This is a genomic window from Streptomyces sp. NPDC007905 (genome assembly GCF_042959345.1).
Classification (GTDB): domain Bacteria; phylum Actinomycetota; class Actinomycetes; order Streptomycetales; family Streptomycetaceae; genus Streptomyces.
Genome location: NZ_JBIBKS010000019.1, coordinates 139,369 through 157,563, shown reverse-complemented (window position 1 = coordinate 157,563; position 18,195 = coordinate 139,369). Strand labels below are relative to the sequence as shown.

The window sequence follows — 18,195 nt, the reverse complement described above, 5'->3', positions numbered from 1 at the left end:
CTCGGCTCACGACGAAGGGCGGCTCCCCTGCCGGGGTGCCGCCCTCGTGCGTGCTGCCGCGGTACGGCTGCCGTGCGACCGCTCAGTGCCCGGCGGTCGACTGGGACGCCGAGTCGCTCGGGGTGGCGCCGGTGGTCGCGGTGTCGGTGGCCGTCGCCGAGGCGGTGGACTTGCCGCCCTTGCCCGGCTTGCCGGTGCTGGACCCGGTCGCGCCCGGTGCCCCGGAGGCGGTGGCCGAGGCGGACGGGATCTCGCTCGGGCCCCAGCCGCTGAAGTAGCTGGTGGCCGGGACCACGTAGGCGCGCAGGCTCACCGGACCGGTCTTGCTCAAGGTGAAGGTGACCTTCTGGGCGTTGCCGTCCTGGACCGCCTCACGGCCGCTGGCCAGCACGGCGGAGGCGTTGCCCTTGCCGCCGATGACCAGCGAGCCGTGGGCCGGGACGGTCAGGCTCTGCCCCTTGGCGGGGGACAGCTTGACGGGCTCGCTGCTGCCCGCGACGGTGATCGACTGCAGGGTCTGGTTCGTCGAGCCCCCGTTGAAGACGGTCGCGGAGACGACGGCTGGGCCCGAGGCCTTCGGATCGGGCTGCGTGATGATCGAGGCGTTCTGGATCTTGATGTCGCCGACGCTGGTCGCCGCGTTGTCCGGCTTGATCTCCAGGGTCTGGGAGTTGTTGCCGGCGCCGCAGGCGGCGAGCGAGGCGATCGAGAAGACGATGGCGGAGGCGGCGAGGGCGCCGCGTCGAAGGCTGCTGCTCACGGCGGCGGCAACTCCTTGAACGCAGGGGCGGCCTCCTGATAAAGCCGCCCTAAGTGTCTGTCAGCGGCCTCAGGTTACCGAGCCGTTCCGACGCGGTCGCACCCGACCCTCCCCCTCGCCCCCGGCTTCCCTCCGGGTGGGGGTACCCCACCCCTCGGAAGTGACCCGTCAGTCACTTTGCCGAGACGCTCGTCCGCCATTCACATAACGCGACGAGGGGCCCTCCCGAGACCGCTCGCAAAATTTCCGTGAAGGAATGCGCGGCCGCCCCGGAAATTGATCACAGACCACCCGTCCGTCCCCCGTTGATCAATTCCGGATTCGCCTCCGACCCGCCTCCAGTCACCGAACGGAGTAGCGGAAGTCGTACGCTTGGAACCAGACAAATCAGGACGTTCATCCGCTTGGAAGCGTCGCTCGAGGCGTGTAACGTGCGCGTTTCACCCCGCCCGAAGAGCCCCTCCGACCTGCGAATACCTGCTTCCGCAGGCCCCTCGAAGCACGTTCCTGTCGCTGTTGTCAAGCCCCGAGATATGCCCTGACCTGCGAAAACGCCATTCAGAACACGCCGTATCCGTGTTACCCTGGATAGCCACGGAAGGGGTACCTGTCACATGACGTTCAAGGTTGGCGACACCGTGGTCTATCCCCATCACGGGGCCGCGCTGATCGAGGCCATCGAAACTCGCCAGATCAAAGGCGTGGACAAGACCTACTTGGTGCTGAAGGTCGCCCAGGGTGACCTCACGGTGCGTGTGCCGGCGGACAATGCGGAGTTCGTGGGCGTGCGTGATGTGGTCGGTCAGGACGGGCTCGACCGGGTCTTCGAGGTGCTGCGCGCGCCGTATGCCGAGGAGCCCACGAACTGGTCCCGTCGCTACAAGGCAAACCTGGAGAAGCTCGCCTCCGGTGATGTCATCAAGGTCGCGGAAGTCGTGCGTGACCTGTGGCGTCGCGAGCGCGAGCGCGGACTGTCCGCCGGTGAGAAGCGCATGCTCGCCAAGGCCCGCCAGATCCTGGTGAGCGAGCTCGCCCTGGCGGAGAACACGAACGAGGACAAGGCCGAGGCCCTGCTCGACGAGGTGCTCGCCTCCTGACGCGCCCCAGGCGGCAACCACCGCTGCCCTCAGCACGCTCAGCACAGTGAATGAAAATGCCGCGGTGCCCGATGACACTGACCCTGTCGCCGGGCGCTGCGGCATGTTCGTCCCCCGGCACTCCGGTCGCCGTGATACCGCTGCGACGGGCCGCCGTAACGCCTGTCGTTCACCTCGGGGGAAACCCCCCGATACTTGGTGTGCCGGGCCCGGGCAGATGGCTCGACCAGGGTCACGGAAGGGTCCGGTCAAGGCATCGCGCCCGGCGCTCCTCCAGGCCATACCCACCTAGGTCGAGCACACAAACCTGACAGGAACCGATGTCTGACGATTCGCGCCCCTCACCCGCGCAGATCCCCGTCGCTGCCGTGATTCCCGCCGCCGGCCGCGGCGTACGCCTCGGCCCGGGCGCCCCCAAGGCACTCCGCGCGCTGAACGGCACGCCCATGCTGATCCACGCGGTCCGCGCCCTCGCCGCGTCCCGCCACGTCGCGCTGGTGATCGTCGTCGCCCCGCCGGACGGCGCCGCCGAGGTCAAGTCCCTGCTCGACGCGCACGCGCTGCCCGGGGGCACTCCCACCGGCAGCTGGGGGAGCACCGACTTCCTGGTCGTCCCCGGCGGGGACAGCCGCCAGGAGTCGGTCCGGCTCGGCCTCGACGCCCTGCCGCCCGAGTACGGCGTCGTCCTCGTGCACGACGCGGCCCGCCCGCTCGTCCCCGTCGACACCGTCGACGCGGTCATCGAGGCCGTACGCGACGGTGCCCCCGCCGTGGTCCCCGCGCTGCCGCTCGCCGACACCGTCAAGGAGGTCGAGCCCGCGGCCGTCCCCGGCGACCCCGAGCCGGTCGTGGCCACCCCCGACCGGGCCCGGCTGCGCGCCGTGCAGACGCCCCAGGGCTTCGACCGCGCGACCCTGGTCCGCGCCCACGAGACCGTCACCGAGGACGTCACGGACGACGCCGGCATGGTCGAGCGGCTCGGTCTGCGGGTCGTAGCCGTCCCCGGCCACGAGGAGGCCTTCAAGGTCACCCGCCCCCTCGACCTGGTCCTCGCCGAGGCGGTACTGGCCCGCAGGAGGCTCAACGATGGCTTCTGAGACCTCGTTCGTCCTGCCCCGGGTCGGCATCGGCACCGACATCCACGCCTTCGAGGAAGGCCGCGAGCTGTGGTGCGCCGGCCTGAAGTGGGAGGGCGAGGGCGCGGGTCTGGCCGGACACTCCGACGCCGACGTCGTCGCCCACGCCGCGTGCAACGCGCTCTTCTCCGCCGCCGGGCTCGGCGACCTCGGGCAGCACTTCGGCACCGGGCGCCCCGAGTGGTCCGGTGCCTCCGGGATCACCCTGCTCACCGAGGCCGCCCGCATCGTCCGTGAGGCCGGCTTCGCCATCGGCAACATCGCCGTCCAGGTCGTGGGACCGCGCCCGAAGATCGGCAAGCGCCGGGACGAGGCGCAGAAGATCCTCTCCGACGCGGCCGGTGCCCCGGTGGCGGTGTCCGGCGCGACGACGGACGGGCTCGGCTTCCCGGGCCGTGAGGAAGGGCTGATGGCGGTGGCCACGGCGCTTGTGGTGCGAGTGAGCTGAGGGCGTGCGAGGGTACCCGCAGAGTCACCGCTGACCGAGGCATCGGAGGTACCCCATGTCCGCCGTCCTGTCCGACCGGCTCAAGTCCCTGCTCGACGAGCCCGTCTTCGTCGTCGTGGGCACCGTCCAGCCCGACGGCGCCCCGCAGCTGTCCCCGGTCTGGGTGAAGCGGGACGGCGACGAGCTCCTCTTCTCCACGACGGTCGACCGCCGCAAGAAGAAGAACCTGGACCGCGACCCCCGGGTGAGCGTCGTCGTCGTCAACCCCGACTCCCCGTACGAGTACGCCGAGATCCGGGGCGACGCGGAGATGACCACGCAGGGCGGCCAGGAGCTCATCGACGAACTGAGCCTGAAGTACACGGGCAAGAAGTACGCCGAGTTCAACCCGGCCTCCAGCCAGGACGCGGAACGGGTCGTCGTCAGGATCACGCCGCGCAAGGTCGTCGGGTCCCTCTGAGGGGATCGAGGCGGCGCACTTGTCCCGAGCCGCACGAATACGCTGTTCCCCGGTAGTGGGCGCATGGCACTGCCCCGCGCCCACTACCCTGGAGTGGTGACTATTCGCCTGTACGACACCAGCGCCCGGCAGATCCGTGACTTCACCCCGCTCAAGCCGGGCTGTGTCTCGATCTACCTGTGTGGCGCCACCGTGCAGGCGGCACCGCACATCGGGCACGTCCGCTCGTACCTGAACTTCGACATCATGCGCCGCTGGTTCGCCTACCGCGGCTATGACGTGACGTTCATCCGGAACGTCACCGACATCGACGACAAGATCATCGCCAAGGCCGCCGAGCAGAACCGGCCCTGGTGGGCGATCGGCTACGAGAACGAGCGCGCCTTCAACGACGGCTACAGCGCCCTCGGCTGCCTGCCGCCGACCTACGAACCGCGTGCCACCGGGCACGTGACCGAGATGGTCGAGATGATGCGCTCCCTGATCGAGCGCGGTCACGCCTACGAGGCCGACGGCAGCGTCTACTTCGACGTGCGTTCCTGGCCGTCCTACCTGGAGCTGTCCAAGCAGGACCTGGACGAGATGCGCCAGCCGGCCGAGGAGGGCATCACCGGCAAGCGCGATCCGCGTGACTTCGCCATGTGGAAGGCCGCCAAGCCGGGTGAGCCCGACTGGGAGACGCCGTGGGGACGCGGCCGCCCGGGCTGGCACCTGGAGTGCTCGGCGATGGCCCACAAGTATCTGGGGTCCGCGTTCGACATCCACGGCGGCGGCCTGGACCTGATCTTCCCGCACCACGAGAACGAGATCGCCCAGGCCAAGGCCTACGGCGACGACTTCGCCCAGTACTGGGTGCACAACGCCTGGGTCACCATGAGCGGCGAGAAGATGTCGAAGTCGCTCGGCAACTCGGTGCTGGTGTCGGAGATGGCCAAGCGGTGGCGGCCCATCGTGCTGCGTTACTACCTGGGCACCCCGCACTACCGCTCGACCATCGAGTACAGCGAGGACGCCCTGCGCGAGGCCGAGTCCGCGTTCGCACGGATCGAGGGCTTCGTGCAGCGCGTGGTGGAGAAGGCCGGTGGCGTGGTCGAGCCGGCGGCCGATGTGCCGCCCGCCTTCGCCGAGGCGATGGACGACGACCTGGGCGTCCCGCAGGCCCTCGCCGTCGTGCACACCACCGTCCGGCAGGGCAACAGCGCGCTGGCCGCCGACGACAAGGAGGCCGCCGTCGCCCGGCTCGCCGAGGTGCGGGCCATGCTCGGCGTCCTCGGCCTCGACCCGCTGGACGCGCACTGGGCCGGCGAGGGCGCCGACCGCGGCGAGGACCTGCACGGCGTGGTCGACAGCCTGGTACGGCTCGTCCTCGACCAGCGCGAGTCCGCCCGCGCCCGCAAGGACTGGGCCACCGCCGACGCCATCCGCGACCAGCTCAACCAGTCCGGCCTCGTCATCGAGGACAGCCCGCAGGGCCCGCGCTGGAGTCTCGGGCCGCGGTGAGCACCGGCCCTTGATCGAGTGTGCCGCCCGGCCCTTCGGGCGGCACACTGCATAGACGTACGAACACTTCCGCAGAGAACAGGTAGGTCATGGCCGCGAACAACCGCCGCATGTCCGGCAAGAAGGGCGCGCAGGTCGGCAGTGGCGGCCAGCGGCGCAAGGGGCTCGAAGGCAAGGGCCCCACCCCGCCCGCCGAGATGCGCAAGGGTCACAAGAAGAACCGCATCGCCAACGCCAAGGCGAAGCAGGCCGTGCGGCGCCCCGTGGCCCGCGGCCGCGGCGGCAAGTCCGCCTCCGAGCTGGTCGTCGGCCGCAACCCGGTGGTCGAGGCGCTGCGTGAGGGCGTCCCCGCCTCCACGCTCTACGTCCAGCAGTTCATCGACAACGACGAGCGCGTCCGCGAGGCCCTCCAGCTCGTCGCCGAGCGGGGCGGCATCAACCTCATGGAGGCCCCGCGCCCCGAGCTGGACCGCATGACGAACGGCCTGAACCACCAGGGCCTGGTCCTGCAGGTCCCGCCGTACGAGTACGCGCACCCCGAGGACCTCACCGGGGCGGCCTACGACGCGGGCGAGGACCCGCTGATCGTCGCGCTCGACGGTGTCACCGACCCGCGCAACCTCGGTGCGGTCGTCCGTTCCGTCTCCGCCTTCGGCGGCCACGGCGTGGTCGTCCCCGAGCGCCGCTCGGCCGGTATGACCGCCGGTGCCTGGAAGAGCTCCGCCGGTACGGCCGCCCGCACGCCGGTCGCCCGCGCCACCAACCTCACCCGGGCCCTGGAGGCCTACCAGAAGGCCGGCATCACGGTCGTGGGTCTGGCGGCGGACGGCGAGGTGGAACTCGGCGAGCTCGAGGCCCTCGGGGGCCCGGCCGTCATCGTGGTCGGCAGCGAGGGCAAGGGCCTGTCCCGCCTGGTCGGCGAGACCTGCGACTTCCGGGTGCGAATCCCGATGCCGGGCGGCGCGGAGTCCCTGAACGCCGGTGTGGCGGCGGGGATCGTGCTGTACGAGGCGGCACGCAGGCGGAGCTGAACACTCGTCCCAAAGTTCACCTGTGCGGGGTAATTCCGGCGTCCCGATGGCGTTCGGGGCTGCTTTGACGCGGTCCGGACACATCCGCCCGGTCAAAGCAGTGTCCTAACTCCACGTCACTCGGTTAGATGAGTGTGGACACCAGAACACCCCGCACACCCACGGGGGACCGCTCGTCGGGATTCGACGACGCTCCCGCGCTGAGCATGGTGAAGGTGCCGAGCGATCCGGCGCAGGTGATCGTCAGTCACGCCAGCTTCCGCGTGCAGTTGGGCGCGTCGGCCAAGGGCAGTCGATCCCCGCGTATCGCCCGGCGCCTGAGCGCCACCCAGGAAACCGCCCGCATGCCGGTCGTGGGCACGGCGGGCCGGGCCGGCGCCGCCGCGGCCGGCCGCCGTCGCCCCGTCGTGTGGAGCGGCAGGTCCGCCCCCGACGACACCGGCGCCCACCGACTGCTCCAGGCCGTCCGGGGCAGCAGCGTCCGCCACGCCGACGAACCCGCCGAGGCCGGCGCCACCCAGGTCATCCCGCGCCTCGGGACCGGGTACGCGGACGCCTACGGCGGCATCGACCAGACCGTCGAGACCCCCGTCGTCGGCCACCAGCGCACCGCCGCCGACGACGGCACCCGACTCCTGCCCCACATGCGCACGGCGGGCAGCGCCTACGACGAACCGGCCTACGCCGCCGGCGAGTTCGACGACGACTTCGACAGCGGTTTCGACGGCGAGTTCGACGACTACGAGGAGACCGCCGAAGCCGCGGGCAAACGCCGCGCCAGGCGCCACGCCGACGACCCGGCCCGGCACGCCTACTACCCGGGCCGCCGCATGAACCTCGGCGTCGTCCTGCTCCCGCTGCGCATCTTCCTCGGCTTCATCTCCATCTACGCCGGCATGGGCAAGCTGTGCGACCCCGTCTACTTCGACGGCGGCAAGCGCGGCTCGATGGTCAAATGGCTCAACACCCTGCACCCCTGGGAAGTCGCCGAGCCCCTTCGCCAGTTCGCCCTGCACCATCCGGTCGGCTCCGGCCTGGTCATCGCCTTCCTCCAGGTGGTGGTGGGCGTCCTGACCATCCTCGGCTGCTGGCAGCGCGTCGCCGCCGGGGTCGGCGCCCTGCTCTCCGCCGCCCTGATCGTCACCGTCAGCTGGAAGACCGTCCCCGCCTACGACGCCCCCGACATCATCTACCTCGCCGCCTGGTCCCCGCTGATCATCGCCGGCGCCCCCGTCTACTCGATCGACGGCCGCCTCGCCGGCAGCGCCTGGCGCAGGCTCGGCCCCCGCTCCGACATCTGGGAGCTGCGCCGCTACGTGCTGCGTCGCGGCGCCCTCCTCACCGCCGTCACCATCGGTCTCACCCTGCTCGTCGGCTCCCTGCTGGGCGGCGCCGTACGCGACTCCAGCCGCGTGGTCGTCCCCGGCCCCGGTGAGGCCCCGCGCAACAACGTGCCCGGCTCCCCGCTGCCCGAGCCCGAGGAGCCCGGCCGACGGCACAGTGGGACCCCGTCGGCCTCCACCTCGCCGTCCGACGGCGCCACGGCCGGCGCGAGCCCCTCCGGTGCGGCGACCACCCCGGGCGCGAGCCGCAGCACCGGCTCCACCACCACGATGCCCAGCCAGACGCAGGGCACCACGGGCCAGAACCCGGCCCGCCAGTCCTCCCCGACGGGCGGCGCCCCCAGCACGACGGCGGGCCCGACCAGCACGGGCGGCACCTCGACGGGCGGCGGCACGGCGACAGGCGGCACCGGCAGCTCCGGCGGCAGCTCGTCCTCCGGCCAGCCGGGCCTGGTGGGCGGCCTCCTGGGCTGACGGAGCAAGACGGCACAGGGCCCCGTACCTCGCGTGGATGCTGTTGCAGCATCCACGCGAGGTACGGGGCCCTTTCACGTACGGGGAGGGGGCTGACCCACCCGGGGCGCGGGGCGGTGTCGCTGTGCGGCCCGGACGAACTGTCAGCGACCCAGCGCCGCCAGTTCCTTGGCCGCTTCCGTCAGATCCTTGGCCGTGTCGATGGCCCGCCAATAGGCACCCTGCGGAATCGGGAACCCCGCGAGCCTCCGCTCACGGGCCAGCCGGGGAAACGTCGTCCGCTCGTGATCCCCCCGCTCGGGCAGCAGCGAGCGGAACTCGGGCGAGAACACGTACACACCCGCGTTGATCTCGAACGTCGACGGCGGGGCCTCGATGAAGTCGGTGATGTGCCCGAACCCGTCGGTCTGCACCGCACCCCAGGGAATCCGAGGCCTGGCCATCGCCAAGGTGGCGACGGCATCGCGCTCGGTGTGGAAGTCGGCCATGTCCCGCAGGGAGAAGCGGGTCCAGATGTCGCCGTTGGTGGCGTACCAGGGCCGGTCGGGGTGGGGGAGATGCGCGGCGGCGTACTTGAGGCCGCCGCCGCGGCCGAGGGGCTCCGTCTCCACGACGGTGGTGACGGACACGGGCAGGTCGGCCGAGTCCAGCCACTTCTGCAGGACCTCGGCGAGGTGGCCGCAGGAGACCACCACGTCCGTCACGCCCTCTTCGGCGAGCCAGGCCAGCTGGTGGCCGATGATCGGAGTGCCCGTGCCGGGGATCTCGACCATCGGCTTGGGCCGGTCGTCGGTGTAGGGACGCAGCCGTGAGCCCTGGCCACCGGCCAGGACCACGGCTTGTGTAGGGCGCAACGCGGCGTTCGGATGGGTCATGTCCCGAACTGTACGTGGCGCCCCGGCCGGGATTCCGGCCGCAACAGGCTCCTTAAGGAGCCGTTACCTGTTTCCCAACCGCTCCCAGGACCTGTCCGCGGCGGATCATGCCTCACCCGTACTGATGACACACCGTTGCCCGGAGCCGGCCTGATCCGCCGGGCAGCCCTAGCTGTGCGCGGCCAGCACCCCGGAGGCGAAGGCGGTGTCGCAGACCGGGCGGGCGTACGACTGCGCACGTGAGGCGCCGTAGATGCGCACCGCCGCCCGGCCCAGGGCCCGGGCGATGGAGGAGCAGTGCTTCGCCAGCGAGGGGTGCCCGTTGACGGCCTGCTGGAGGTGGGTCAGGACCACCCCGGGGTTCTTGTCCTGCAGCTCGGTCATCAGCTGGTCGCGCAGCACGTCCTGCGGGGCGCGGGAGACCGCCTTGGTGGAGATCTCCGCCGCGGAGACGTCCGAGGCGGTGAGCACCGAGCTGGAGGGGCTCCCCGTCCAGTTGACCCGGGTGACCGCGAGGGTTCCGGAGAGCACCAGGACGACGGGCAGGACGAGGGCGAGAGTGCGGCCGATCCGGCGGGCAGGGCCGCCCCGGTGGCCGCGTTGCGTCTGAGGGTTGGTGGAGTGCTTCACGCGAGTGAGGGTAGCGCCCGGTAATGATTTGGCGACATTTAGTCACCCTCATGGGGGATGAAGTAGCTCCTCTTTCTGGGTAAGGGGTTGACGCGGCCGCCCGGAATGATCGGTGTGCCGGGGTATTTCTCGGCGACGAAAAGGGCCCCGCGGCGGTCCGCGGGGCCCTTTTCGTCAACCTGGGTGCAAACGCGCTGCTCAGGCTGATCAGTCGGAGAGCCGCTCGCCCGTGGAGGTCGAGAACACGTGGATCTCGCCCGGACGCGGCACGACGTGCAGGGTGGAGCCCTTCTCCGGCACCTGGCGGCCGTTCACGCGGACGACCAGGTCCTTGACCTCGCCGCCGACCTCGGCGGCGCCGTAGACGTAGCCGTCGGCGCCCAGTTCCTCGACCACGTTCACGGAGACCGCGAGACCGGCCGGGGCGTCCTCGGTGTCCTTGGACAGGGAGGCGGCGATGGTGCCGTTGTGCTCGACCACGTCGAAGTGCTCGGGACGGACACCGACGGTCACCGTGCGGTCGCCCCGGTCGGCGGCGGCCTTCAGCGCGTCCCGGTTGACCGGCACCACGCTGTTGCCGAACTTCACACCGCCGTCGGTGATCGGGACCTCGACCAGGTTCATGGCCGGGGAGCCGATGAAGCCGGCGACGAAGAGGTTCGCGGGCTTGTCGTACATGTTCCGCGGCGAGTCGACCTGCTGGAGCAGACCGTCCTTGAGGACCGCCACACGGTCGCCCATCGTCATGGCCTCGACCTGGTCGTGGGTGACGTAGACGGTGGTGATGCCGAGGCGGCGCTGCAGGGACGCGATCTGCGTACGCGTCGACACACGGAGCTTGGCGTCCAGGTTGGACAGCGGCTCGTCCATGAGGAAGACCTGCGGCTCACGCACGATCGCCCGGCCCATCGCGACACGCTGGCGCTGACCACCGGAGAGCGCCTTCGGCTTGCGGTCCAGGTACTCGGTGAGGTCGAGGATCTTCGCGGCCTCCTCGACCTTCTGCCGGATCTCCGCCTTGTTGACGCCGGCGATCTTGAGCGCGAAGCCCATGTTGTCGGCGACCGTCATGTGCGGGTAGAGCGCGTAGTTCTGGAACACCATGGCGATGTCCCGGTCCTTGGGCGGCAGGTGCGTGACGTCGCGGTCACCGATGCGGATGGCGCCGGCGTTGACGTCCTCCAGGCCCGCGAGCATCCGCAGGGAGGTGGACTTTCCGCAGCCCGACGGGCCGACCAGGACGAGGAACTCGCCGTCCTCGATGTCGATCTCGAGCGCGTCGACGGCGGGCTTGGTGGAACCCGGGTAGATCCGGGTCGCCTTGTCGAACGAGACAGTGGCCATGGTGAATGGGCCCCCTTCTACCGGCAGGAACGTGCCGGACGATCCGTTGTAGGAAGGTGGTTGGTGTAGTCCACACGAGTGAACTGGGTCAGGACGGTACCTGCCGTTCACGCGGTCTGTCAGCACCTGGACCCCTGTGAACTTCGCGGAGATTTTCGACGGGGCCGCGCCGGGACGTGGGTACACTGCACAGGCACGCACGCGGCACGCGCGCGTGCAGGCCTCCTTAGCTCAGCTGGTCAGAGCGCCGCTCTTGTAAAGCGAAGGTCGTCGGTTCGAATCCGACAGGGGGCTCCGGCGACGAAGGCCACCCGCATCTCACCGTTCGGGTGGCCTTCAGGTTTTTGCAGGTCAGGTTGTTCGGAGCAGGGCCCCGAGCACCTCCCGCAGCACCCCCTCCGGGTCCGGTACCGCCCCCGTCGCACGCCACGCCACGAATCCGTCCGGCCGTACCAGCACCGCGCCGTCGGCGGTGACGCCGTGAAGCCGGGCCCAGTCGGTCTCGGCCGTGCCGGAGGTGTCGGAGGTGTCGTACATCAGGTCGGCGTCCCCGCCGGGCCCGATCCGGTACGCGTCCAGTCGTACGCCGTCCGTGCCGGCGATGCGGCGGGCCGCCTCGTGCCAGCCCGCGTCGTCCGGGGCGTCGGTGAGCAGGACCAGGGAGCGCTCGTACAGGTCGAGGGTGGACAGGCGGGCTCCGGTGCGACGCAGCCACAGGTGTGGGGCGCGGGTGCCGGGCTGCCCGGACAGGGTCAGGCCGTCGGGGACCACCGGCTGGTCGGGGTCGGTGCCGAGGACGGCGCCGTGCGGGTAGCGGTAGCCGAGGACGACGTTCAGGATGCCGCCGCGTTTGCCGACGCCGACGCCGGGGGCGGGGGCGAAGCCGGGGTGGCTGTGTTCGACGGAGCGTGCGGAGGCGCGGGCGCTGGTGGCCAGGGCGACCGGGCGGCGTTCGGTGTCGTAGGTCTCGAGGAGGCCGGGTCCCGCCCAGCCGGCCAGGACGGCGGCCAGCTTCCAGGCGAGGTTGTGGGCGTCCTGGATGCCCGTGTTGGAGCCGAAGGCGCCGGTGGGGGACATCTCGTGGGCGGAGTCCCCGGCGAGGAAGACCCTTCCGTGGGCGTAGCGGTCGGCGACCCGTTCGGCGGCTCGCCAGGACGCCTTTCCGGTGATTTCCACGTCGAGGTCGGACACGCCCACGGCCCGGCGGATGTGGCGCTGGAGGCGTTCCTCGGTGAATTCGTCGAGCGTTTCGCCGTGCTCCGGGTGCCAGGGGGCGTGGAAGACCCAGCGTTCCTTGTTGTCGACCGGCAGCAGGGCGCCGTCGGCGTCCGGGTGGGTGAGGTAGCAGCAGATGAAGCGGCGGTCGCCGACGACTTCGGCCAGCGCGGAGGAACGGAAGGTGACGCTGACGTTGGCGAACAGGTCGCCGGGGCCGGTCTGGCCGATGCCGAGGGCGTCCCGGACCGGGCTGCGGGGGCCGTCCGCGGCGACCAGGTAGTCCGCCCGGACGGTGTAGCACTTCTCGGTGTTGCGGTCGCGCACCACCGCCGTCACTCCGTCGGCGTCCTGTTCGAAGGACTCCATCCGGTGGAAGTAACGCAGGTCGCCGCCGAATTCCCGGGCGTTGTCCAGGAGGACGGGTTCGAGGTCGTTCTGGCTGCACAGGCACCAGTTGGTGGGGCTGAACCTCGCGAGTCCGCCGCCCGGGTCGATGTGCTTGAAGAGCCATTCGCCCGCGTCGCCGACGAGTGTGGGGGTCTGCAGGATGCCGTGGTTCTCGGCGAGGAGTGAGGCCGCCGCCTTGATGTCCGGCTCGATTCCGGCCACCCGGAACAGTTCCATCGTCCGCACGTTGTTGCCGCGTCCACGCGGGTGGATCGAGGTCCCGGAGTGCCGCTCGACGAGCATGTGCCGCACACCCAGACGGCCCAGGAACACGGACATGGACAGGCCCACCAGAGAGCCGCCCACGATGAGGACGGGGACCCGGTGGTCGGCTTTTTGATGCATCGAAGCCTCCAGAGGCAGGGGTGAGCGTGTGGGGCGCCTGTGAGTTCTCTTGCCCGGTGGCCGTGGCTTCGCGTGCCCAATCACCCACGTGGTTCATACGAGTCGCGGGCCCGTGGGGACCGGCACAGGATCAAGGAACGCTGCCGTCGCGTCATTCGCGGCCGGCGACGGCTCTGCCCCCCGCGAAGGAGATGTGTGCAGGATGACCACGACGTCTGAACGTCTTTCAGAAACGCCGGCACGCGAGGTGTCGAAGCGTGTCTCCCAGTCCGTGTTCGACGGCTCCCGGCTCCGGGTCGTCCTCCTGGTCGACGTCTACGACGGCGCGCAGCAGCAGTTCCTCGAGGCGTACGAGCAGCTGTGCAACCAGGTTGCGTCGGTTCCCGGCCATGTCAGCGACCAACTCTGCCAGTCCATCGAGAATCCATCCCAATGGCTCATCACGAGTGAGTGGGAGAGTGCCCCGCCGTTCCTCACCTGGGTGAACAGCGAGGAGCACGTGCGGATGGTGCAGCCGCTGCACAGCTGTGTCCGTGACACCAGGTCGCTGCGGTTCCACGTGGTGCGCGAGACCGGCGGCGCCGCTGGCCAGGCGCAGTCGGGCAAGCGCCGGCTGCAGGATCACCCGCGCATCGGCGACGGGGTGATCCGGCACGCGCTGACCTTCACGGTCAAGCCGGGCAGTGAGAAGAAGGTCGCGAAGATCCTCTCGGACTACGCCTCGCCCGAGGCGCGGGTGGACGACACGACGCGGCTGTGCCGGACGTCGCTGTTCATGCACGGCAACCGGGTGGTGCGCGCCATCGAGGTGCGGGGCGATCTGCTCGCGGCGCTGCGGCACGTGGCCCGGCAGCCGGAGGTGCGGGCCGTGGAGGAGGCGATCAACCCGTATCTGGAGCAGGACCGGGACCTCGACGACCAGGAGTCGGCCCGGATGTTCTTCACCCGGGCTGCGCTGCCTGCCGTCCACCACGTGAGCGCGGACGACCAGCGGGAGGGGATCCGGCAGGCCCTGTACTACCCGGCCCGGCCGGGCCGCGGGATGCGGCTGGCCGAGCTGCTCGCGCGGACCGACACGGCGGCGGCGGACGATCCGGCGAGCCCGGTGCTGCGCAGCACGGTCTTCCAGCGCGACGACATCGTGGTCCGGCTGGTGGACGTGCGCGACGAGCGGGGCGTCGAGGCACTGCCGGCGGACGCCAAGGTGGCCGCCGAGGTTCGGGAGCTGCTGGACGCCGGGGTCGCCCGTATGGACCTGATCACCGACCGCCGGTCGCCGGACGCCTGATCCGACGGCCCGCTCCCCCCATCACCGAGCGCCGACGCCGCACACACCACGGAGGAAACGTTGTCCATCAAACCCCGTCCGAAAATCGTGGATCTCAGCGAGGTCGAGCCCAACGTCCGGCGAGGCGGCGACCTGCGCGCCATGCTCACCCCGGCCACGGTCGGCTCCACCAGCGGCTTCATGGGTGTGGCCATCGTGCAGCCCGGTGACCGCATCGGTGAGCACTACCACCCGTACTCCGAGGAGTTCGTCTACGTCGTCTGCGGGCAGCTGGAGGTGGACCTCGACGGTGAGCCGCATTCGCTGCGGCCCGAGCAGGGGCTGATGATCCCCGCCCACATGCGGCACCGTTTCCGCAATGTCGGCAAGGTGGAGGCGCGGATCGTCTTTCACCTGGGTCCGCTGGCCCCGCGGCCGCAGCTGGGTCATGTCGACACGGAGGAGACGGAGGTCATCGGGGCTGCCGCGGTGGTCACCGAGCCGGCCGAGGCGGGTGCCGCGCACGCGGCCGACCGGGGTCGGGTCAGGTCATGACCCGGCGCGTGGCGGTCACTGGCATAGGCATCGTTGCTCCGGGCGGCATCGGCGTACCGGCATTCTGGGATCTGCTTGCCGACGGCCGGACCGCGACGCGGGGCATCACCTTCTTCGACCCCTCGGAGCTCAGGTCGCGGATAGCCGCCGAGTGCGACTTCGACCCGGTGTCGCACGGCCTGGACGCGGAGCAGGCCGAACGGGCGGACCGGTACATCCAGTTCGCCCTGGTCGCCGGGGACGAGGCGGTCCGGGACTCCGGCCTCGACCTCGCCCGGGAGGACCCCTGGCGCATAGCGGTCTCGCTGGGCACCGCGGTCGGCGGCACCACCCGGCTGGAGCACGACTACGTCCTGGTCAGTCACCGCGGGCAGCGCTGGGACGTCGATCACCGTGAGGCGGGCGCGCATCTGCACCGGGCGTTCTCGCCGAGCACGGTGGCGTCCGCGGTGGCGGAACGTTTCGGCGCCCAGGGTCCGGTGCAGACCGTCTCCACGGGCTGCACCTCGGGCCTGGACGCCGTGGGGTACGCCTTCCACACGGTCGAGGAGGGCCGGGCCGACGTCTGCATAGCCGGGGCCTCGGACTCGCCGATCTCCCCGATCACCATGGCCTGCTTCGACGCGATCAAGGCCACCTCCCCGAACAACGACGACCCCGCACACGCCTCCCGGCCCTTCGACAACAACCGTGACGGGTTCGTCATGGGCGAGGGCGGTGCGGTGCTCGTCCTGGAGGAGCTGGAACACGCCCGGGCCCGCGGCGCGCACGTGTACTGCGAGCTGGGCGGCTACGCCACCTTCGGCAACGCCTACCACATGACCGGTCTGACCAGCGAGGGCCTGGAGATGGCCCGGGCGATCGACATGGCACTCGACCACGCGCGGCTCGACCCGACGGCGATCGACTACGTCAACGCGCACGGCTCCGGCACCCGGCAGAACGACCGTCACGAGACGGCGGCCGTGAAACGGGCGCTCGGCGACCACGCCTACGACACCCCGATGAGCTCCATCAAGTCGATGGTGGGGCACTCCCTCGGGGCGATCGGGGCGATCGAGGTGGTCGCCTGTGTGCTGGCCCTCACCAAGCAGGTCGTACCGCCGACCGCGAACTACGAGACCCCCGACCCCGAGTGCGACCTGGACTACGTCCCGCGCGTCGCCCGCGAACGGAAGCTGACCAGCGTCCTGTCCGTGGGCAGCGGGTTCGGGGGCTTCCAGTCCGCGGTGGTCCTGACCCGGACGAGGGAGAGGACACGATGAGCGAACCGCACGGCCGACGCGCGGCCATCACCGGCATCGGGGTCGTCGCGCCCAACGGCACCAGCACCGACACCTTCTGGAAGGCCACCCAGGAAGGCCTCAACGTCCTCGACCGGGTCACCCGGGAGGGCTGTGAGCACCTTCCGCTGAAGGTGGCCGGCGAGATCCGCGCCTTCGACCCGGCGGTGACGATCGAGGAGCGCTTCCTCGTCCAGACCGACCGGTTCACGCACTTCGCCATGGCGGCGGCCGACTTCGCGCTCGACGACGCCCGGCTCGGGCAGGCCGACACCTCCGAGGAGCCGTACTCCATCGGGGTGGTCACCGCCGCCGGGTCCGGTGGCGGCGCGTTCGGCCAGCGCGAGCTGCAGCAGCTGTGGGGCAAGGGCAGCCGTTTCGTCGGCCCGTACCAGTCCATCGCCTGGTTCTACGCCGCGAGCACCGGCCAGATCTCCATCCGCCGCGGGTTCAAGGGCCCCTGCTCGGTCGTCGCCTCCGACGAGGCCGGCGGTCTGGACGCCCTCGCGCACGCGGCACGGGCGGTGCGGCGCGGCACCGATGTGATCGTGGCCGGCTCCACCGAGGCGCCGCTGGCGCCGTACTCGGTGGTCTGCCAGCTCGGTTACGAGGAGCTGAGCGTCGAGGCCGACCCGTCCCGCGCCTACCGCCCGTTCACGGATGCCGCCTGCGGGTTCGTGCCGGCCGAGGGCGGCGCGATGCTCGTCCTGGAGGCGGAGCCGGCCGCCCGCGAGCGCGGTGCGGCGGTCCGGGCCTTCGTGGCGGGGCACGCGGCGACCTTCACCGGCGCCTCCCGCTGGGCTGAGTCCCGGCACGGTCTGGCCCATGCCGTCCGGCAGGCCCTGGACGAGGCCGGCTGCGCTCCCGAGGAGGTCGACGTCGTCTTCGCCGACGCCCTCGGGGTGCCGGAGGCGGACCGGGCCGAGGTACTCGCCCTCGCCGACGCCCTCGGCGCGCACGGCACCCGGGTGCCGGTCACGGCGCCGAAGACCGGCATCGGCCGGGGCTACTGCGCGGCGCCCGTGCTGGACACCGCGGCGGCCGTGCTCGCCATGGAGCACGGACTGATCCCGCCGACGCCGAACGTCTTCGACGTCTGCCACGACCTCGACCTCGTGACCGGCCGCGCCCGCGTCGCCGAACTGCGTACGGCGCTGGTGCTCAGCCGCGGACTCATGGGGTCGAACTCGGCGCTGGTGCTGCGGCACGGCGCCACGCAGTGAGCACAGCAAAGGAGGAAGGCACATGCCCCAGATCACAGTGGAAGAACTCGCCGCGCTGATGAAGAAGGCCGCCGGGGTCACCGTCAGCCCGCAGCAGCTCCAGGAGAAGCCGGACACCGGCTTCGACGTTCTCGGCATCGACTCGCTGGGCCTGCTCGGCATCGTCGGCGAGCTGGAGAACGCGCACGGCACGCCGATGCCGGTCGACGCGGAGCGCTGCAAGACGCCCCAGCAGTTCCTCAACCTCGTCAACAGCACCCTGATGGCAGGAGCCTGAGATGTCAGGACACACCCAGAACGAGATCACGATCGCCGCTCCGCTGGACCTGGTCTGGGACATGACCAACGACCTGGAGAGGTGGCCGCAGCTGTTCAGCGAGTACGCCTCCGTCGAGATCCTCTCCCGGGAGGGGAAGAAGACGACGTTCCGGCTGACCATGCACCCGGACGAGAACGGCACCGTCTGGAGCTGGGTCTCCGAGCGCGAGCCCGACCGCGACACCCTCAGCGTCAAGGCCCGCCGTGTGGAGACCGGCCCCTTCGCCCACATGGACATCCTGTGGCGGTACGAGGAGGTCCCCGCCGGCACCCGCATGGTCTGGACGCAGGACTTCGCGATGAAGCCGGACGCCCCGGTCGACGACGACTGGATGACCGACAACATCAACAAGAACTCCAAGGTCCAGATGGCCCTCATCCGGGACAAGATCGAGAAGGCCGCCGCCGGACACCGGCCCGCCCCGGCCCTGGCCGACTGAA

Annotated in this window: 18 protein-coding genes and 1 tRNA gene; 14 read left to right on the top strand and 5 right to left on the bottom strand. The window is 70.8% G+C overall.

Going from position 1 to position 18,195, the window contains the following annotated elements:
- Positions 1 to 82: 82 nt before the first annotated feature.
- Positions 83 to 760: a DUF461 domain-containing protein gene (locus tag ACFZDC_RS30335; protein WP_391328973.1), complete on the bottom strand. Its 678-nt coding sequence runs from the start codon at positions 758 to 760 to the stop codon at positions 83 to 85.
- Between the two features lie 614 nt (positions 761 to 1,374).
- On the opposite strand from ACFZDC_RS30335, the gene ACFZDC_RS30330 reads away from it, so the two are divergent.
- The 7 genes from ACFZDC_RS30330 (at position 1,375) to ACFZDC_RS30300 (ending at position 8,249) form a co-directional block, all read left to right on the top strand.
- Positions 1,375 to 1,857: a CarD family transcriptional regulator gene (locus ACFZDC_RS30330; RefSeq protein WP_003953493.1), complete on the top strand. Its 483-nt coding sequence runs from the start codon at positions 1,375 to 1,377 to the stop codon at positions 1,855 to 1,857.
- A 320-nt stretch (positions 1,858 to 2,177) separates the two neighbouring features.
- Entirely contained in the window at positions 2,178 to 2,954 is a 777-nt protein-coding gene (gene ispD / locus ACFZDC_RS30325; RefSeq protein WP_391328972.1) for a 2-C-methyl-D-erythritol 4-phosphate cytidylyltransferase, read from the top strand.
- The gene (gene ispF, locus ACFZDC_RS30320; protein ID WP_391328971.1) at positions 2,944 to 3,441 is read left to right on the top strand and encodes a 2-C-methyl-D-erythritol 2,4-cyclodiphosphate synthase; all 498 of its coding nucleotides are present in this window, start codon (positions 2,944 to 2,946) and stop codon (positions 3,439 to 3,441) included. Before ispD ends, ispF begins: the two co-directional genes overlap by 11 nt.
- Positions 3,442 to 3,496: 55 nt before the next feature.
- Positions 3,497 to 3,901: a TIGR03618 family F420-dependent PPOX class oxidoreductase gene (locus ACFZDC_RS30315; protein ID WP_391328970.1), complete on the top strand. Its 405-nt coding sequence runs from the start codon at positions 3,497 to 3,499 to the stop codon at positions 3,899 to 3,901.
- A gap of 96 nt (positions 3,902 to 3,997) precedes the next feature.
- Positions 3,998 to 5,401 (top strand): cysteine--tRNA ligase, encoded by a 1,404-nt coding sequence (cysS, locus tag ACFZDC_RS30310; protein WP_391328969.1) that lies wholly within the window; start codon positions 3,998 to 4,000, stop codon positions 5,399 to 5,401.
- 89 nt (positions 5,402 to 5,490) lie between these two features.
- On the top strand, positions 5,491 to 6,432 hold the full coding sequence (rlmB, locus tag ACFZDC_RS30305) for a 23S rRNA (guanosine(2251)-2'-O)-methyltransferase RlmB (RefSeq protein WP_391328968.1): 942 nt from the start codon (positions 5,491 to 5,493) through the stop codon (positions 6,430 to 6,432).
- Between the two features lie 128 nt (positions 6,433 to 6,560).
- Entirely contained in the window at positions 6,561 to 8,249 is a 1,689-nt protein-coding gene (locus ACFZDC_RS30300) for a DoxX family membrane protein (RefSeq protein WP_391328967.1), read from the top strand.
- A gap of 143 nt (positions 8,250 to 8,392) precedes the next feature.
- On the opposite strand, the gene ACFZDC_RS30295 is transcribed toward ACFZDC_RS30300, so the two are convergent.
- From ACFZDC_RS30295 to ACFZDC_RS30285, 3 genes are all read right to left on the bottom strand, one after another.
- Positions 8,393 to 9,124, bottom strand: coding sequence for a sugar phosphate nucleotidyltransferase (locus ACFZDC_RS30295; RefSeq protein ID WP_391328966.1), 732 nt, complete (start codon positions 9,122 to 9,124; stop codon positions 8,393 to 8,395).
- Between the two features lie 168 nt (positions 9,125 to 9,292).
- Positions 9,293 to 9,754 (bottom strand): hypothetical protein, encoded by a 462-nt coding sequence (locus ACFZDC_RS30290; protein WP_391328965.1) that lies wholly within the window; start codon positions 9,752 to 9,754, stop codon positions 9,293 to 9,295.
- 207 nt (positions 9,755 to 9,961) lie between these two features.
- On the bottom strand, positions 9,962 to 11,098 hold the full coding sequence (locus tag ACFZDC_RS30285; protein ID WP_391328964.1) for a sn-glycerol-3-phosphate ABC transporter ATP-binding protein UgpC: 1,137 nt from the start codon (positions 11,096 to 11,098) through the stop codon (positions 9,962 to 9,964).
- A 220-nt stretch (positions 11,099 to 11,318) separates the two neighbouring features.
- On the opposite strand from ACFZDC_RS30285, the gene ACFZDC_RS30280 reads away from it, so the two are divergent.
- Positions 11,319 to 11,392: transfer RNA gene (locus ACFZDC_RS30280), tRNA-Thr, on the top strand.
- 57 nt (positions 11,393 to 11,449) lie between these two features.
- Here the strand turns inward: ACFZDC_RS30280 and ACFZDC_RS30275 are convergent.
- Positions 11,450 to 13,108 carry an FAD-dependent monooxygenase gene (locus tag ACFZDC_RS30275; protein WP_391328963.1) on the bottom strand — a complete coding sequence of 553 codons (1,659 nt, stop codon included), beginning with the start codon at positions 13,106 to 13,108 and terminating at the stop codon, positions 11,450 to 11,452.
- 202 nt (positions 13,109 to 13,310) lie between these two features.
- Here ACFZDC_RS30275 and ACFZDC_RS30270 point away from each other — a divergent pair, with 202 nt between their 5' ends.
- The 6 genes from ACFZDC_RS30270 to ACFZDC_RS30245 all read left to right on the top strand — a co-directional run bounded on the left by ACFZDC_RS30270 (position 13,311) and on the right by ACFZDC_RS30245 (position 18,194).
- Positions 13,311 to 14,396, top strand: coding sequence for a SchA/CurD-like domain-containing protein (locus tag ACFZDC_RS30270; protein ID WP_391328962.1), 1,086 nt, complete (start codon positions 13,311 to 13,313; stop codon positions 14,394 to 14,396).
- An 87-nt stretch (positions 14,397 to 14,483) separates the two neighbouring features.
- The gene (locus ACFZDC_RS30265) at positions 14,484 to 14,930 is read left to right on the top strand and encodes a cupin domain-containing protein (RefSeq protein ID WP_391328992.1); all 447 of its coding nucleotides are present in this window, start codon (positions 14,484 to 14,486) and stop codon (positions 14,928 to 14,930) included.
- The gene (locus tag ACFZDC_RS30260) at positions 14,927 to 16,195 is read left to right on the top strand and encodes a beta-ketoacyl-ACP synthase II (protein ID WP_391328961.1); all 1,269 of its coding nucleotides are present in this window, start codon (positions 14,927 to 14,929) and stop codon (positions 16,193 to 16,195) included. Before ACFZDC_RS30265 ends, ACFZDC_RS30260 begins: the two co-directional genes overlap by 4 nt.
- Entirely contained in the window at positions 16,192 to 17,436 is a 1,245-nt protein-coding gene (locus ACFZDC_RS30255; protein ID WP_391328960.1) for a beta-ketoacyl synthase N-terminal-like domain-containing protein, read from the top strand. Before ACFZDC_RS30260 ends, ACFZDC_RS30255 begins: the two co-directional genes overlap by 4 nt.
- Positions 17,437 to 17,458: 22 nt before the next feature.
- On the top strand, positions 17,459 to 17,713 hold the full coding sequence (locus ACFZDC_RS30250; RefSeq protein ID WP_391328959.1) for a phosphopantetheine-binding protein: 255 nt from the start codon (positions 17,459 to 17,461) through the stop codon (positions 17,711 to 17,713).
- Between the two features lies 1 nt (position 17,714).
- Positions 17,715 to 18,194, top strand: coding sequence for an SRPBCC family protein (locus ACFZDC_RS30245; RefSeq protein ID WP_391328958.1), 480 nt, complete (start codon positions 17,715 to 17,717; stop codon positions 18,192 to 18,194).
- The last annotated feature ends 1 nt before the right edge of the window (position 18,195 follow it).

What these genes read in the sequence shown, in the direction of transcription:
- ispD (WP_391328972.1), top strand. Translation starts at nt 2,178, where the DNA reads ATGTCTGACGATTCGCGCCCCTCACCCGCGCAGATCCCCGTCGCTGCC.
- ACFZDC_RS30260 (WP_391328961.1), top strand. Translation starts at nt 14,927, where the DNA reads ATGACCCGGCGCGTGGCGGTCACTGGCATAGGCATCGTTGCTCCGGGC.
- ACFZDC_RS30245 (WP_391328958.1), top strand. Translation starts at nt 17,715, where the DNA reads ATGTCAGGACACACCCAGAACGAGATCACGATCGCCGCTCCGCTGGAC.
- ACFZDC_RS30330 (WP_003953493.1), top strand. Translation starts at nt 1,375, where the DNA reads ATGACGTTCAAGGTTGGCGACACCGTGGTCTATCCCCATCACGGGGCC.
- ACFZDC_RS30315 (WP_391328970.1), top strand. Translation starts at nt 3,497, where the DNA reads ATGTCCGCCGTCCTGTCCGACCGGCTCAAGTCCCTGCTCGACGAGCCC.
- ACFZDC_RS30285 (WP_391328964.1), bottom strand. Translation starts at nt 11,098, where the DNA reads ATGGCCACTGTCTCGTTCGACAAGGCGACCCGGATCTACCCGGGTTCC.
- ACFZDC_RS30250 (WP_391328959.1), top strand. Translation starts at nt 17,459, where the DNA reads ATGCCCCAGATCACAGTGGAAGAACTCGCCGCGCTGATGAAGAAGGCC.
- ACFZDC_RS30270 (WP_391328962.1), top strand. Translation starts at nt 13,311, where the DNA reads ATGACCACGACGTCTGAACGTCTTTCAGAAACGCCGGCACGCGAGGTG.
- ACFZDC_RS30300 (WP_391328967.1), top strand. Translation starts at nt 6,561, where the DNA reads ATGAGTGTGGACACCAGAACACCCCGCACACCCACGGGGGACCGCTCG.
- rlmB (WP_391328968.1), top strand. Translation starts at nt 5,491, where the DNA reads ATGGCCGCGAACAACCGCCGCATGTCCGGCAAGAAGGGCGCGCAGGTC.
- ACFZDC_RS30255 (WP_391328960.1), top strand. Translation starts at nt 16,192, where the DNA reads ATGAGCGAACCGCACGGCCGACGCGCGGCCATCACCGGCATCGGGGTC.
- ispF (WP_391328971.1), top strand. Translation starts at nt 2,944, where the DNA reads ATGGCTTCTGAGACCTCGTTCGTCCTGCCCCGGGTCGGCATCGGCACC.
- ACFZDC_RS30275 (WP_391328963.1), bottom strand. Translation starts at nt 13,108, where the DNA reads ATGCATCAAAAAGCCGACCACCGGGTCCCCGTCCTCATCGTGGGCGGC.
- ACFZDC_RS30295 (WP_391328966.1), bottom strand. Translation starts at nt 9,124, where the DNA reads ATGACCCATCCGAACGCCGCGTTGCGCCCTACACAAGCCGTGGTCCTG.